This window comes from Type-C symbiont of Plautia stali, from assembly GCF_059730935.1.
This window is the reverse complement of the sequence record NZ_AP035923.1, coordinates 1,968,808-1,983,368: the sequence shown is the minus strand read 5'-3', so window position 1 is coordinate 1,983,368 and position 14,561 is coordinate 1,968,808. Positions and strand designations below refer to the sequence as shown.

The window sequence follows — 14,561 nt, the reverse complement described above, 5'->3', positions numbered from 1 at the left end:
GCACACCGGCTGCCCTGGCTACGTGAATATGGAGAGTTTATGCGCACATTGTGGCGAATTATTGCTGGCCTGTTCCGCTGGAGCTGGCGGGTGCTGAATTTTATCCGGGAATTTATCCTGAATCTGTTCCTGATTGTGTTAATTCTGGCCGGCGTCGGCATCTGGCTGCAGCTATCCAGCGCCAGCAGCAGTGAACCGGTGCAGCAGGGTGCGCTGAAAGTCGATCTGAGCGGCGTGCTGGTGGACAAACCGTCGGTCAGCAATCGTCTGAGCCGCATCAGCCGCCAGCTGCTGGGTGCCAGCAGCGATCGTTTGCAGGAAAATTCGTTGTTTGATGTGGTCGATGCCATTCGTCAGGCAAAGAGCGATAAAAATATCACTGGCATGGTGCTGGATCTGCGCGATTTTGCCGGCGGCGATCAGCCTTCGCTGCAGTACGTGGGTAAGGCACTGCGCGAATTCCGCGACGCGGGCAAACCCATTTTTGCCCTCGGCGACAGCTATAGCCAGGCGCAATATTATCTCGCCAGCTACGCCACGAAGGTCTATCTGTCGCCGCAGGGCACGGTGGATCTGCACGGTTTCGCCACCAACGGCCTGTATTACAAATCCCTGCTGGATAAGCTGAAAGTCAGCTCACACGTGTTCCGTGTCGGCACCTATAAGTCCGCAGTTGAACCTTTCCTGCGTGATGATATGTCGCCGGAAGCGCGCGATGCTGATGGCCGCTGGGTCGGCCAGCTGTGGCAGAACTACCTCAACACGGTGTCCGCCAACCGGCAAATCACGCCGCAGCAGCTGTTCCCGGGGGCGGCGGGCATCATCAGCGGTCTGCAGGCCGTTCAGGGCGATACCGCTAAATATGCCCTGGATAATAAACTGGTGGATGTGCTGGATTCACGCGCTGCCGCCGATCGCGAGCTGGTGAAAACCTTTGGCTGGGATAAAGCCAGCAATGACTACCGCAACGTCAGCATCTATGACTACAACGTCAAACAACCGACGCAGCAGGATGGCAACATTGCGGTGATTCTCGCCAGCGGCGCCATCATGGACGGCGAAGAGAGCGCCGGCAACGTCGGTGGCGACACCACCGCTGCACAAATTCGTGACGCCCGCCTCGACGACAAAATCAAAGCCATCGTGCTGCGCGTCAACAGCCCGGGCGGCAGCGTAACGGCCTCTGAAGCCATCCGTGAAGAGCTGGCGGCAGCGCATGACGCCGGTAAGCCGGTGGTGGTGTCGATGGGCGGCATGGCGGCATCGGGCGGCTACTGGATCTCCACGCCGGCCGACTACATCGTCGCTGCGCCGAGCACCCTGACCGGGTCGATCGGCATCTTTGGCGTGATCAATACGGTGGAGAACAGCCTGAGCAGCATCGGCGTGCACAGCGATGGCGTTGCCACCTCGCCGCTGGCGGATGTGTCGGCCACCAAAGCGCTGCCGACTGAAGTGCAGCAGCTGATGCAGCTGACCATTGAAAACGGTTATCGCAACTTTGTCGGTCTGGTCGCGGCGTCACGCCATAAAACGCCACAGCAGATTGATGCCATTGCGCAGGGTCACGTCTGGACCGGTAGCGATGCCAAAGCCAACGGGCTGGTGGATGCGCTGGGCGACTTCGACGATGCGGTGGCTAAAGCCGCTGAGCTGGCGAAGATCGCGAAACCTGAACTGAGCTGGTATCAGGACGATCCGGGGATGATCGACCTGCTGCTTAACCAGATGAATGCGTCGGCACAGGCCGTGCTGCCGGCCGCGCTGAAAGTGTGGCTGCCGGCTCCGGTCAGCGAAGTGATGGGCGCGCTGCAGGCGCAGCCGGGCCTGATGAATAATCTCAACGATCCGCAAAACCGTTACGCGTTCTGCCTGACCTGCGGCAACGTACGCTAATCTTTACAGCCCGGCCGCTGGTCGGGCTGCTTTTCCCCGCCAATCGCCTTATACTGCGCGTTTTACGGCAAGTCTGAGTCCATTCATGCAAAAGAAAAATATCTATGTAGCCTACACGGGCGGGACCATCGGTATGCAACGCTCCGCGCAGGGTTACATTCCGGTCTCTGGCCATCTGCAGCAGCAGCTGGCGATGATGCCAGAGTTTCACCGTCCGGAAATGCCGGATTTCACCATCCACGAATACCAGCCGCTGATTGACTCCTCGGATATGACGCCGCAGGACTGGCAGTCAATCGCTGATGACATCCAGCTGAACTACGATCGCTATGACGGTTTCGTCATTCTGCATGGCACCGATACCATGGCGTTCACCGCGTCGGCGCTGTCGTTCATGCTGGAGAACCTGGCCAAGCCGGTGATCGTCACCGGGTCGCAGATCCCGCTGGCCGAGCTGCGCTCAGACGGTCAGCAGAACCTGCTGAACTCGCTATACGTCGCGGCCAACTATCCGATTAATGAAGTGGCGCTGTTCTTCAACAACACGCTGTTCCGCGGTAACCGCACCACCAAAGCCCACGCCGACGGTTTTAATGCGTTTGCGTCACCGAACCTGTCGCCGCTGCTGGAAGCGGGCATCCATATTCGCCGTCTCAATACGCCGCCTGCACCGCGCGGCAGCGGTGAGCTGATCGTCCATCCGATCACGCCTCAGCCGATTGGCGTGGTGACCATCTATCCAGGCATCTCTGCCGACGTGGTGCGCAATTTCCTGCGTCAGCCGGTGAAGGCGCTGATTCTGCGCTCTTACGGTGTGGGCAACGCGCCACAAAACGCCGAGTTTCTTGCCGAACTGCAGCAGGCCAGCGAGCGCGGCATTGTGGTGGTGAACCTGACGCAGTGCATGTCCGGCAAGGTCAACATGGGCGGTTACGCCACCGGCAACGCACTGGAACACGCCGGCGTGATCAGTGGTTTTGATCTGACCGTCGAGGCCACCCTGACTAAACTGCACTTTTTGTTAAGCCAGAACCTCACCAGCGCTGAAATTCGTGCCAAAATGCAGCAGAATTTACGTGGCGAACTGACCGAAGACTGATACGGAGCAAAATCCCATGAAGCGGGCATTGATAATCATCGATATTCAGAACGATTTTTGCCCCGGCGGCCCGATGGCCGTGCGTGAAGGTGACCAGACGGTTGCCGTTGCTAATCGCTATGCACGCGAATTCCGCGCGCGCGGTGAATGCGTGGTGGCATTGCAGGACTGGCATCCGGCCAATCACGGCAGCTTTGCCTCGGTCTCTGGCGAGCCGGTGTATACCCTCGGTGAACTGAATGGTCTGGCGCAGATCTGGTGGCCGGATCACGGCGTGCAGCACTCACAGGGCGCGGATTTCCATCCGGATCTCGATCGCAGTCTGATTGATGCGGTGTTCCATAAAGGCGGCGATGTGGATGTGGATAGCTACAGCGCCTTTTTCGATAACGGGCACCGCCGCAAAACCGAGCTCGACAGCTGGCTGCGCGAGCGCGGCATTACTCACCTGGTGATGCTCGGCCTGGCGACCGATTATTGCGTTAAGTACAGCGTGCTGGATGCGCTGGAACTGGGATATCACGTTGAGGTGGTGCAGGAAGGCTGCCGGGGCGTCAATCTCAATCCGGACGACAGCGAGATCGCGATCGCGCAGATGCAGGCGCAGGGTGCGGTCATTATCTGAAAATCAGGGCTGGAACTCTCCAGCCCTGCAGCCGGTTAATGCAGGTTGATGCGCGTCACGTCGGACTCGATTCCCCACTCTTCCTTCAGCTGTTTTTTCGACTTCATCACCATCTCACCGCCTTTACCGATGGTCATGTGCTGCGGTTCGTCGTTATGGCGCGCCTGCCACAGCATCACCAGCTGCAGACAGTTATCTTTCTGATCCTGCGTCAGCGCCACGCCGTCTGGCCACTTGCCGGTTTCCACCGCGGTGGCGAGGCGCTCGTAGACTTCCGGCGTCATCGCCGCCAGCATTGCTTCCAGTTCCTGCTTCATGCTCAGCCCTCGTGCTGATTGCCCTGCTCGTCGGTAAAGTTCAGCGACGCTGAGTTGACACAATAGCGCTCACCGGTTGGCTGCGGGCCATCCGGGAAGACGTGGCCAAGATGGGCGTCACAGTTACCACAGCGGATTTCGACGCGGTGCATACCGTGCGAGTCATCTTCCAGATAGCGGATAGCTTCATCGTTATACGGCTGGTAAAAGCTCGGCCAGCCGCAGCCGGAGTCATACTTGGTTTCGGAGAGAAACAGCGGTGCGTTGCAGACCAGGCAGTGATAGATACCCTCCTGCTTGTTGTGCAACAGCGCGCCGGTGAAAGGCGGTTCGGTTCCACGATGCTGAGTGACGTAGCGCTGCATTTCCGACAGCTGGGCAATTTTTGCCTCGGGTGCGGTGTCTTTAGCCATTTTGAGTTCCGGAGTGTCATTCTGTAAAAATCGTCTAGTATTCTAACAAACGAACAACATCTTCCGGGTCTTTTTTCGTGCGGATGCTTTTGCCCCGACCAGCACTGCGCAATTTTGTGATGACGATCACTCTTTGCAACAGTCATCCCTTTTTAGTCTGCATTCGGCGTAAGATAGGTGCGCAATAAGGGCGCTGCGCAAGCGTTTGCGCACCCAATTATTCCTGGCGCTGGAATTGACCTGTCGCAACAATTGACACGATTCCGCTTGACGCCTGGTAAGGTTTTTGTAATTTTACAGCCAACCTTTTATTCACTAACAAATAGCTGGTGGAATATATGACTATCAAAGTAGGTATCAACGGTTTTGGCCGTATCGGTCGCATCGTTTTCCGTGCTGCTCAGCAGCGTTCTGACATCGAAATCGTCGCGATCAACGACCTGCTCGACGCCGATTACATGGCTTACATGCTGAAGTATGACTCTACACACGGTCGTTTCGACGGCACCGTAGAAGTGAAAGATGGCGCGCTGATCGTTAACGGTAAAAAAATCCGTGTTACCGCTGAGAAAGACCCGGCTAACCTGAAATGGGACGAAGTGGGCGTTGACGTTGTTGCTGAAGCAACCGGTATCTTCCTGACCGACGAAACCGCACGTAAACACATCACTGCCGGCGCGAAGAAAGTGGTTCTGACTGGCCCGTCTAAAGATGACACCCCAATGTTCGTTCGTGGTGCCAACTTCGACAAATATGCCGGCCAGGACATCGTGTCTAACGCTTCCTGCACCACCAACTGCCTGGCGCCGCTGGCTAAAGTAATCAACGATAAGTTCGGTATCGTTGAAGGTCTGATGACCACTGTTCACGCCACCACCGCCACCCAGAAAACCGTTGATGGCCCGTCTCACAAAGACTGGCGCGGCGGCCGCGGTGCAGCGCAGAACATCATCCCATCTTCTACTGGCGCAGCGAAAGCAGTAGGCAAAGTTCTGCCAGAGCTGAACGGTAAACTGACCGGTATGGCGTTCCGCGTACCAACGCCAAACGTGTCTGTGGTTGACCTGACCGTTCGTCTGGAAAAACCAGCGTCTTATAAAGACATCTGTGCAGCCATCAAAGCCGCTGCTGAAGGTGACATGAAAGACGTGCTGGGCTACATCGAAGACGACGTGGTTTCTACCGACTTCAACGGCGAAACCCTGACTTCCGTGTTCGACGCGAAAGCCGGTATCGCTCTGAACGACAACTTTGTGAAACTGGTTTCCTGGTACGATAACGAAACCGGTTACTCCAACAAGGTTCTGGATCTGATTGCACTGGTTGCTGCTAAGTAAGCTAACCGGCTAAACAGACAAGGGGTGACTTCGGTCGCCCCTTTTTTTTCGATTGGATGAGAGAAGGTCTGACAATGCACAATTCGCTCTTTAACTTGCCCGTGGTGACGCAGATCACCCCTTACCTGTCGCAGCGTCAGATGGGTGAATTGCCGATTCTGGTGATCAGCCATCCGAAAGTGCGCGCGGCCATTGCGCTGCAGGGCGCGCATCTGCTGGCATGGCAGCCGGCCGGTCAGCAGCCCGCCATCTGGCTTAGCGACAAGACGCCGTTTGTCAGCGGCAAAGCCATTCGCGGCGGTGTGCCGGTCTGCTGGCCGTGGTTTGGTCCGGCAGGTGAACCTGCACATGGCTTTGCCCGTAATCAGCCATGGACGCTGACGGCGCATGATGAGAACGAAGATGCGGTCATGCTGACGTTCACGCTGGAAAGTAATGCACAAACGAAAAAACTGTGGCCGCACGATTTCACGCTGCTGGCGCGCTTCCGCATTGCTGAACACTGTGAGATTGAGCTGGAAGCCTGGGGCGATTATGAAGCTACTGCCGCGCTGCACAGCTATTTTCAGGTGGCGGACATTGCGCAGGTTGAAGTCAGCGGGCTCGGCAACAGCTATATCGATAAGGTGCAGGACAATGCCATCGGCAGCGCAGCGGACGGTAAACAAACCTATCCCGATCGGGTTGATCGCATTCATACCGCAGCGGAAGACTGCAGTGTGATTCACGATCGCGCCGGTAAGCGCCAGATTGAAGTCTACCACCATTATCAAAGTGACGTTGTCACCTGGAATCCTGGCCCGGCGCTGTCCTGCAGCATGGCCGATATGCCTAATGATGGTTATAAAACGATGGTGTGCGTGGAGACGGCGCGGATTAACAAGCCGATGAAAAGTGCCGGAGAAACCCCTGCCCGCCTTGGCGTCACGCTGAGAATCCGTAATAAGTAATGCTGAACGGCGCGCACGCGCCGTTTACACCACATCCAGCGCCAGTTTATGCTGCGGCGGCGGAAAGGCGCGATCCAGCAGCGCCAGCTCATCGCTGGTCAGGATGATATTCAGGGCCGCCGCATTCTCCTGCACGTGCGCCACGCTGCCCGCCTTTGGAATGGCCATTACGCCCGGCTGGCGAATCACCCAGCTCAACAGCAACTGAGCGATGCTGATGCTCTTCTGTTGTGCAATCTGCTGCAAAGTCGCATCGTCAAACAGCGCCTGACGCAGCCGTCCGGCCTGCGCCAGCGGACAGTAAGCCATGACGGGCGTATGGTGCTGCTGACAGAGCGGCAGTAAATCGAATTCAATACCGCGTGAAGCCAGATGGTACAGCACCTGATTAGTCGCGCAGCCCATCCCTCCGGCTTCACTCCACAACTCCTGCAGATCGTCGCTATCAAAATTGGAGACGCCCCAGTGGCGGATTTTGCCCTGCTGCTGCAGCGTTTGCATGGCGCGCACGGTCTCCTCCAGCGGCACATTACCGCGCCAGTGCAGCAGATAAAGATCGAGATAGTCCGTCTGCAGACGGCGCAGACTGCGCTCACAGGCGTCAATCGCATCGACCTCACCGGCGTTCCACGGGTAAACTTTTGATACCAGCCAGGCTTGATCGCGCCGTCCGCGCAGCGCTGCGCCGACCACCTCTTCCGCGCCGCCTTCGGCATACATCTCAGCGGTATCGATCAGTTTCAGTCCGGCGTCCAGTCCAGCCTGCAGCGCAGCGATTTCCTGCGCCCGCTGTGCCGGATTTTCGCCCATATACCAGGTGCCCTGGCCGATAGCCGCTAACGGCGTATCGTCATTAAACTGAATTGTCTTCATCCCACCTCCCGTTGCGCCATTACGGGGCGCAATATTGGTGCAGGGTAACAAAAACGCCTCATTATGAGGCGTTCGTACGGTCATCAGAAGCTGTAGCTAACGCCGGTCCACAGCGTAAACTGACCGTCTTTATCTACCATTGGACTGTCTTTGATTTCGCTGGCGAAGCGGGTGTAACGGCCTGACAGGCTGGCGTTCCAGCTCTCGCTAATCTGATAGCTGGCGTTCATCTCGACGTAAGGCGACCAGCTGTCGTCCGGGTGATAGCGATCAATGCCGGTACGCGCGCTTTCGTGGCCGGAAACGCCGTAGTAATAGCGGTTTTGGTTGGCACTGTTCCACATTGCGCCAATGCCCGGTGTCAGGCTGAACGCGCCGAAATCAAAGCGGTACAGGTAGGTCAGGTCCCAAATCATGCCGTTGCTGTTATTCAGCACATCGCCCAGCAGCGCGGTACGCACAATCCCCCAGTCGGCAACGTGACGATAAGTCGCGCCGGCCATCAGCGTCATGCGACGCTTGTCCAGCCCTTTCATGTCGCCCAGATCGTTATCTTTCGGGTCATACTGCTGCGGCGAGCCCAGCAGCGTTAACGACAGCTGATTCTGCGGGTCTTTCCACAGGTAATAACCGCCCTGCAGGCTGCGGAACCAAAAGTTTTCTCCCTCATAATTGATGACCGGGATCGGCAGATAACGGTCCTGGCCGCCGCGGTACGGCGACTGGGCATAAATAACCGAAGCCCCAAGTGACACGGGTTCAGCGTAAGTGCTGAACGCCGCAAAATAGCAAGGACACATCAGAGCAAGCGCTTTAAGTTTGAAATGGTTCACAATTTATTCATTCCATTAATATAACAATCACACGCAGAGTCTAACCAAATTTTGCCACTGGTTTAACTTTTAATGTTGATTTCCTTTTTATCCTGTCAGACGCGTCTGAGACGCAGCGCACCTGTTGCCGCAAGGGCGTGACGGCCTTAGCGCTTATGAGACTTTGTTATTGATATATCGCTAAATAAGGAGAAAAGACGGAGCAATTTTTCTGATTGCCTTCTACAGTAAAAGTAAGACGAGAATTTTTTGTACGAGCAGAGTAACCATAAGAATTGTGAATCCCGATAAAAAATCGTCAGGTTGGCATAAGGGTTGCTGTACTCAATAAAGAATATCTTCCGGGAGCTGCAAGAGCATCTTATTACGCTCCTTTACCTGTGCTAAAAACGAAAGGACGGGCATCGCTATGAATATATTCGATCACTATCGTCAGCGTTATGAAGCTGCCAAGGACGAAGAGTTCACACTGCAGGAATTCCTCACCATCTGTAAGCAGGATCGCAGTGCATACGCCAACGCGGCAGAACGACTATTGATGGCCATCGGTGAGCCTGTGATGGTCGATACTGCCCAGGAGCCTCGCCTTTCCCGTATCTTCTCGAACCGCGTCATCGGACGCTACCCGGCCTTTGAAGAGTTTTACGGTATGGAGGAAGCGATTGAGCAGATCGTCTCCTACCTGAAACACGCCGCACAGGGGCTGGAGGAGAAGAAACAGATTCTGTACCTGCTCGGCCCGGTGGGCGGCGGTAAATCCTCGCTGGCCGAACGGCTTAAAGCGCTCATGCAGCGCGTGCCAATCTATGTGCTGAGTGCCGACGGTGAACGCAGCCCGGTCAATGACCATCCGCTGTGCCTGTTTAATCCGCAGGAAGACGCCAATATTCTTGAAAAAGAGTACGGCGTGCCGCGGCGTTACCTTGGCACCATTATGTCGCCGTGGGCGGCAAAACGGTTGCATGACTTTGGCGGCGACATCACCCGCTTCAAAGTGGTGAAAGTGTGGCCGTCGATTCTGGAACAGCTGGCTATCGCCAAAACCGAACCGGGTGATGAGAACAACCAGGATATTTCAGCGCTGGTGGGTAAAGTGGATATCCGTAAGCTGGAAAACCACGCGCAGAACGATCCGGATGCCTACGGCTATTCGGGTGCGCTGTGCCGCGCCAACCAGGGCATCATGGAATTCGTGGAGATGTTTAAAGCACCCATTAAAGTGCTGCATCCGCTGCTGACCGCCACTCAGGAAGGTAACTATAACGGTACCGAAGGGATTTCCGCCCTGCCGTTTAACGGCATCATTCTGGCGCACTCCAATGAATCAGAGTGGGTGACATTCCGTAACAACAAGAACAACGAAGCTTTCCTTGACCGCGTATACATCGTGAAGGTGCCTTACTGCCTGCGCGTGTCCGAGGAGATCAAAATTTATGAAAAACTGCTCAACCACAGTGAGCTGACCACCGCGCCTTGCGCACCCGGCACGCTGGAAACGCTGGCGCGTTTCTCGATTCTGTCGCGCCTGAAAGAGCCGGAAAACTCCAGCATCTACTCGAAGATGCGCGTCTATGACGGTGAAAGCCTGAAAGACACCGATCCAAAGGCGAAATCGTGGCAGGAGTATCACGATTACGCCGGTGTGGATGAAGGCATGAACGGCCTGTCGACCCGCTTCGCGTTTAAGATTCTGTCACGCGTGTTTAACTTCGACCATGCCGAAGTAGCGGCTAACCCGGTGCACCTGTTTTACGTGCTGGAGCAGCAGATTGAGCGCGAGCAGTTCCCGCAGGATCAGGCGGAGAAGTATCTGGAACACCTGAAAGGCTATCTGATTCCGAAATATGCGGAGTTCATTGGCAAAGAGATTCAGACCGCTTACCTTGAATCCTATTCGGAGTATGGTCAGAACATCTTCGACCGCTACGTCACTTACGCGGATTTCTGGATTCAGGATCAGGAGTACCGCGATCCGGATACCGGCCAGCTGTTCGATCGTGAATCACTCAACGCCGAGCTGGAAAAGATTGAGAAACCTGCCGGGATCAGTAACCCGAAAGATTTCCGTAACGAGATTGTCAACTTTGTGCTGCGCGCACGGGCACAGAATAACGGACGCAATCCAAACTGGACCAGCTACGAAAAACTGCGCACGGTGATCGAGAAGAAAATGTTCTCCAACACCGAGGAGTTGTTGCCGGTGATTTCGTTCAACACCAAAACATCCACGGACGAACAGAAAAAACACGACGATTTTGTCGATCGCATGATGGAAAAAGGCTATACCCGCAAGCAGGTGCGTCTGCTGTGTGAATGGTATCTGCGCGTGCGCAAATCGTCATAATCGACAGCGGTAAGCTACGCGGCATCCACATGCCGCCTGAGGAGGCCGGACCCGTTCCGGCCTGGCTTACAGCGTAGTTTGGGGGAATTTATGGCCTATTTCATCGATCGGCGTCTTAACGGCAAGAATAAAAGTGCGGTCAACCGGCAGCGCTTTTTGCGCCGTTATAAGTCGCAAATCAAACAGTCGATCTCCGAGGCCATCAACAAGCGTTCGGTCACCGACGTGGAGAGTGGCGAATCGGTGTCGATTCCTGTTGACGACATCAACGAGCCGATTTTCCATCAGGGGCGCGGCGGCAGCCGCCATCGCGTGCATCCGGGGAACGACCACTTTGTGCAAAACGACCGCATTGAGCGGCCACAGGGCGGCGGTGGCGGCGGGAGCGGTCAGGGCAATGCCAGCCAGGACGGAGAAGGTCAGGACGAGTTCGTGTTTCAGATATCGAAGGATGAGTACCTCGACCTGCTGTTTGAAGATTTAGCGCTGCCTAACCTGCGCAAAAATCAGCATCGCCAGCTCAATGAGTACAAAACTCACCGCGCGGGCTTCACCTCGAATGGCGTGCCGGCCAATATCAGCGTGGTGCGCTCGCTGCAAAACTCGCTGGCGCGACGAACCGCCATGACCGCAGGCAAGCGTCGCATGCTGCACGAACTGGAAGCCACACTGAGTGAAGTCGAAAACAGCGAGCCGGCGCAACTGCTGGAAGAGGAGCGGCTGCGCAAAGAGATCGCTGAACTGCGGGCGCGCATTGAGCGCGTGCCGTTTATCGACACCTTTGACCTGCGTTACAAGAATTTCGAGAAGCGGCCTGAACCGTCCAGCCAGGCGGTAATGTTCTGCTTAATGGACGTTTCCGGCTCGATGGACCAGGCAACCAAGGATATGGCGAAACGCTTTTATATCCTGCTCTATCTGTTCCTCAGCCGGACTTACAAAAACGTCGATGTGGTGTATATCCGTCACCATACTCAGGCGAAAGAAGTCGATGAACAGGAGTTCTTCTACTCGCAGGAGACCGGCGGCACTATCGTCTCCAGCGCGCTTAAGCTGATGGACGAAGTGGTGAAAGAGCGTTATGACCCGTCGCAGTGGAATATCTATGCGGCGCAGGCCTCGGACGGCGATAACTGGGCGGATGACTCACCGTTGTGTCATGAAATTCTGGCGAAGCATATCCTGCCGGTGGTGCGCTACTACAGCTACATTGAGATTACCCGACGGGCGCACCAAACCCTGTGGCGCGAGTATGAGCATCTGCAGGCGATGTTTGATAACTTTGCCATTCAGCACATCCGCGAGCCGGAAGACATCTACCCGGTATTTCGTGAGCTTTTCCATAAACAGGTCGCTGAAGCCTGAGTTTACCAGCCGGTCACCGACCGGCTTTTTCTTTCCCCCGCCCGGCTTAACCCCTCTGAAAACCCTGCTGTTTTTCTGTGCGGATTTAACCTTCTATGGGATAGCGCGCCACAGAATGAAAAAATGTGCAATTAACCGCTGACAAGCTATTGATAAGGCATTATCTTTTCACCTTGTCTGTGTGAATTGCCCGCAATTTGCTTTTTTATGCCCCGCCGCAGGAGAACGCCGTTGAATGCCAGCATGATTTACAGTTTGTTCATTATTGGTTCCGTGCTGGTCGCAGCAAGTATTCTGCTGAGTTCCTTCTCGTCGCGTCTCGGTATCCCGATTCTGGTGATCTTCCTGGCGCTGGGGATGCTGACCGGCGTGGACGGCATCGGCGGTATTGCCTTTGATAACTATCCGGTGGCCTATCTGGTGTCCAACCTGGCGCTGGCCATCATTCTGCTCGACGGCGGCATGCGCACCAAGGCCAGCTCGTTCAAGGTAGCGCTTGGTCCGGCGCTGTCGCTGGCCACCGTTGGCGTGATGATTACCGCCGGTCTCACCGGTCTGGCTGCGGCCTGGCTGTTTAAGCTCGATCTGATGCAGGGCTTTCTGATTGGCGCCATTATCGGCTCGACCGACGCCGCAGCGGTGTTTTCACTGCTGGGCGACAAAGGGCTCAACGAGCGTGTCAGTTCCACGCTGGAGATTGAATCAGGCAGCAACGATCCGATGGCGGTGTTTCTTACCATTACGCTAATCGACATGATCCAGCAGGGGCAGAGCGGCCTGAGCTGGATGTTTGTGGTGCATCTGGTGCAGCAGTTCGGCCTGGGCATTGTGCTCGGACTGGGCGGCGGCTGGGCGCTGCAGCAACTGATCAACCGCATCAGCCTGGCACAAGGGCTCTATCCGCTGCTGGCACTGAGCGGCGGCATCATTGTGTTTGCTCTGACCACAGTGATGGAAGGCAGCGGCATTCTGGCGGTGTATCTGTGTGGTTTTCTGCTGGGCAACAGCCCGATTCGTAACCGCCACGGCATTCTGCAGACTTTCGACGGGATGGCCTGGCTGAGCCAGATTGGTATGTTTATCGTGCTCGGCTTGCTGGTGACGCCGTCTGATCTGTGGCATATCGCGCTGCCGGCGATGATTCTCTCACTGTGGCTGATTCTGGTGGCGCGTCCGCTGTCGATTCTGGTCGGGCTGCTGCCGTTTAAAGGCTTTACCGGACGTGAACGCATCTTTATCAGCTGGGTAGGCCTGCGCGGTGCGGTGCCGATCATCCTCGCGGTGTTCCCGATGATGGCCGGGCTGGAGAATTCCAAACTCTACTTCAATATCGCCTTCTTTGTGGTACTGGTATCTCTGATGCTGCAGGGCACGTCGCTGGGCTATGCCGCTAAACGGGCTAAGGTGGTGGTACCGCCGACCGCATCGCCCATCAGCCGCGTCGGGCTGGATATCCATCCGGAAAATCCGTGGGAGCAGTTCGTTTATCAGCTCAGCGCCGACAAATGGTGCGTCGGCGCCGCGCTGCGCGATTTGCAAATGCCGCGCGAAACGCGCATTGCCGCCCTGTTCCGCGATAACGCGCTGATGCACCCCAACGGCAATACGCGTCTGAAAGAGGGTGACGTGCTGTGCGTTATTGGCCGCGAGCGCGATCTGCCGGCGCTGGGCAAAATGTTCAGCCAGACGCCGCCGGTGGCGCTGGATCAGCGCTTCTTTGGTGACTTTATCCTTGATGCCGAGGCGCGCCTGCGCGATGTCGCACAGATCTATGGCCTGGAGCTCGATGAAGAGACCAACGATCAGCAGTCGCTCGGCCAGTTGATTATGGGTCTGCTCGGCAGCACGCCGGTGGTGGGAGATCAGGTCGAGTGGAACCAGCTGACGTGGACGGTGGCGGAAAAAGAGGATAACCAAATCGTCAAAATCGGGGTGCGCGTGCGGGAAGAGAAGGAATAATCTGAGGCCGTATCGCTCGTAAACTGCGTGTCAGCGTCTATGATCACTATTCCACCCAGCAAACGGGAGAAGATGATGGGACACGTGGTGAAGATTGGTCGTTACGAGATCGTCGATGCAGTAATGGATGTGGAGAAGCTGGATACCGTCGGCATCCCCTGCCATACCAACCCCGGCCTGAGTTATCAGCTCGACGGCTGGGATCATGAAACCAGCGTACCGGCGTGGATTGATGGCGAACCGGTTGATCTGCAAATCGGCCACTATGACAAGCAGCAAGACCGCTGGGTATTGAAAAAACCGGCCTGATATTTTCCTCACCGCCATTCACTTTGACTGGCGGTCATTCCGAAAAGTAGTCTTAAAATAGTCTGTTATTTCATGGCACCTTTTACTTTTAAGATTATTTTTCAACAGATTAGGCAGTTTATAGTTTAATCAAATATTGTTTTTTCAGACTCTTTCCATATTAACTCTGTCAAATAACTCCTGCATACTCTTAAACGTTGCTGCAGCTTTTCGTGACGTAAATCACGTCTCAAACGGCCCT

13 protein-coding genes are annotated in these 14,561 nt (G+C 55.8%); 9 read left to right on the top strand and 4 right to left on the bottom strand.

What is annotated here, in order from left to right; genetic code table 11:
• Positions 1–39: 39 nt before the first annotated feature.
• The 3 genes from sppA to pncA all read left to right on the top strand — a co-directional run bounded on the left by sppA (position 40) and on the right by pncA (position 3,620).
• Complete coding sequence (gene sppA / locus AC6I7J_RS09285; protein ID WP_498007188.1) at positions 40–1,896, top strand: signal peptide peptidase SppA; 1,857 nt, start codon at positions 40–42, stop codon at positions 1,894–1,896.
• Positions 1,897–1,981: 85 nt separating this feature from the next.
• Positions 1,982–2,995 (top strand): asparaginase, encoded by a 1,014-nt coding sequence (gene ansA, locus AC6I7J_RS09280; protein WP_136547151.1) that lies wholly within the window; start codon positions 1,982–1,984, stop codon positions 2,993–2,995.
• Between the two features lie 16 nt (positions 2,996–3,011).
• Positions 3,012–3,620, top strand: a complete 609-nt coding sequence (pncA, locus tag AC6I7J_RS09275; RefSeq protein WP_031280213.1) for a bifunctional nicotinamidase/pyrazinamidase — start codon at positions 3,012–3,014, stop codon at positions 3,618–3,620.
• Between the two features lie 35 nt (positions 3,621–3,655).
• Here the strand turns inward: pncA and AC6I7J_RS09270 are convergent, their stop codons facing one another.
• Positions 3,656–3,937 carry a YeaC family protein gene (locus AC6I7J_RS09270; protein WP_104189023.1) on the bottom strand — a complete coding sequence of 94 codons (282 nt, stop codon included), beginning with the start codon at positions 3,935–3,937 and terminating at the stop codon, positions 3,656–3,658.
• A 2-nt stretch (positions 3,938–3,939) separates the two neighbouring features.
• On the bottom strand, positions 3,940–4,350 hold the full coding sequence (msrB, locus tag AC6I7J_RS09265) for a peptide-methionine (R)-S-oxide reductase MsrB (RefSeq protein WP_021510062.1): 411 nt from the start codon (positions 4,348–4,350) through the stop codon (positions 3,940–3,942).
• 338 nt (positions 4,351–4,688) lie between these two features.
• On the opposite strand from msrB, the gene gapA reads away from it, so the two are divergent.
• The gene (gapA, locus tag AC6I7J_RS09260; protein ID WP_021510061.1) at positions 4,689–5,687 is read left to right on the top strand and encodes a glyceraldehyde-3-phosphate dehydrogenase; all 999 of its coding nucleotides are present in this window, start codon (positions 4,689–4,691) and stop codon (positions 5,685–5,687) included.
• 74 nt (positions 5,688–5,761) lie between these two features.
• Entirely contained in the window at positions 5,762–6,637 is an 876-nt protein-coding gene (locus AC6I7J_RS09255) for a D-hexose-6-phosphate mutarotase (RefSeq protein ID WP_058757720.1), read from the top strand.
• Between the two features lie 24 nt (positions 6,638–6,661).
• On the opposite strand, the gene AC6I7J_RS09250 is transcribed toward AC6I7J_RS09255, so the two are convergent.
• Positions 6,662–7,510 carry an aldo/keto reductase gene (locus tag AC6I7J_RS09250; RefSeq protein ID WP_241798705.1) on the bottom strand — a complete coding sequence of 283 codons (849 nt, stop codon included), beginning with the start codon at positions 7,508–7,510 and terminating at the stop codon, positions 6,662–6,664.
• Between the two features lie 83 nt (positions 7,511–7,593).
• Complete coding sequence (locus tag AC6I7J_RS09245) at positions 7,594–8,343, bottom strand: MipA/OmpV family protein (RefSeq protein ID WP_058774604.1); 750 nt, start codon at positions 8,341–8,343, stop codon at positions 7,594–7,596.
• A gap of 409 nt (positions 8,344–8,752) precedes the next feature.
• Between AC6I7J_RS09245 and yeaG the strand changes: the two genes are divergently transcribed.
• From yeaG to AC6I7J_RS09225, 4 genes are all read left to right on the top strand, one after another.
• Complete coding sequence (gene yeaG, locus AC6I7J_RS09240; protein ID WP_021510057.1) at positions 8,753–10,687, top strand: protein kinase YeaG; 1,935 nt, start codon at positions 8,753–8,755, stop codon at positions 10,685–10,687.
• Positions 10,688–10,777: 90 nt separating this feature from the next.
• Complete coding sequence (locus AC6I7J_RS09235) at positions 10,778–12,052, top strand: YeaH/YhbH family protein (protein WP_031280211.1); 1,275 nt, start codon at positions 10,778–10,780, stop codon at positions 12,050–12,052.
• A 231-nt stretch (positions 12,053–12,283) separates the two neighbouring features.
• On the top strand, positions 12,284–14,011 hold the full coding sequence (locus AC6I7J_RS09230) for a potassium/proton antiporter (protein ID WP_021510055.1): 1,728 nt from the start codon (positions 12,284–12,286) through the stop codon (positions 14,009–14,011).
• A 75-nt stretch (positions 14,012–14,086) separates the two neighbouring features.
• Positions 14,087–14,320, top strand: a complete 234-nt coding sequence (locus tag AC6I7J_RS09225; RefSeq protein WP_021510054.1) for a DUF1480 family protein — start codon at positions 14,087–14,089, stop codon at positions 14,318–14,320.
• The last annotated feature ends 241 nt before the right edge of the window (positions 14,321–14,561 follow it).

Excerpts from the sequence above, each read along its gene's own strand:
- sppA (WP_498007188.1), top strand. The coding sequence starts at position 40 with ATGCGCACATTGTGGCGAATTATTGCTGGCCTGTTCCGCTGGAGCTGG.
- ansA (WP_136547151.1), top strand. The coding sequence starts at position 1,982 with ATGCAAAAGAAAAATATCTATGTAGCCTACACGGGCGGGACCATCGGT.
- pncA (WP_031280213.1), top strand. The coding sequence starts at position 3,012 with ATGAAGCGGGCATTGATAATCATCGATATTCAGAACGATTTTTGCCCC.
- AC6I7J_RS09270 (WP_104189023.1), bottom strand. The coding sequence starts at position 3,937 with ATGAAGCAGGAACTGGAAGCAATGCTGGCGGCGATGACGCCGGAAGTC.
- msrB (WP_021510062.1), bottom strand. The coding sequence starts at position 4,350 with ATGGCTAAAGACACCGCACCCGAGGCAAAAATTGCCCAGCTGTCGGAA.
- gapA (WP_021510061.1), top strand. The coding sequence starts at position 4,689 with ATGACTATCAAAGTAGGTATCAACGGTTTTGGCCGTATCGGTCGCATC.
- AC6I7J_RS09255 (WP_058757720.1), top strand. The coding sequence starts at position 5,762 with ATGCACAATTCGCTCTTTAACTTGCCCGTGGTGACGCAGATCACCCCT.
- AC6I7J_RS09250 (WP_241798705.1), bottom strand. The coding sequence starts at position 7,510 with ATGAAGACAATTCAGTTTAATGACGATACGCCGTTAGCGGCTATCGGC.
- yeaG (WP_021510057.1), top strand. The coding sequence starts at position 8,753 with ATGAATATATTCGATCACTATCGTCAGCGTTATGAAGCTGCCAAGGAC.
- AC6I7J_RS09235 (WP_031280211.1), top strand. The coding sequence starts at position 10,778 with ATGGCCTATTTCATCGATCGGCGTCTTAACGGCAAGAATAAAAGTGCG.
- AC6I7J_RS09225 (WP_021510054.1), top strand. The coding sequence starts at position 14,087 with ATGGGACACGTGGTGAAGATTGGTCGTTACGAGATCGTCGATGCAGTA.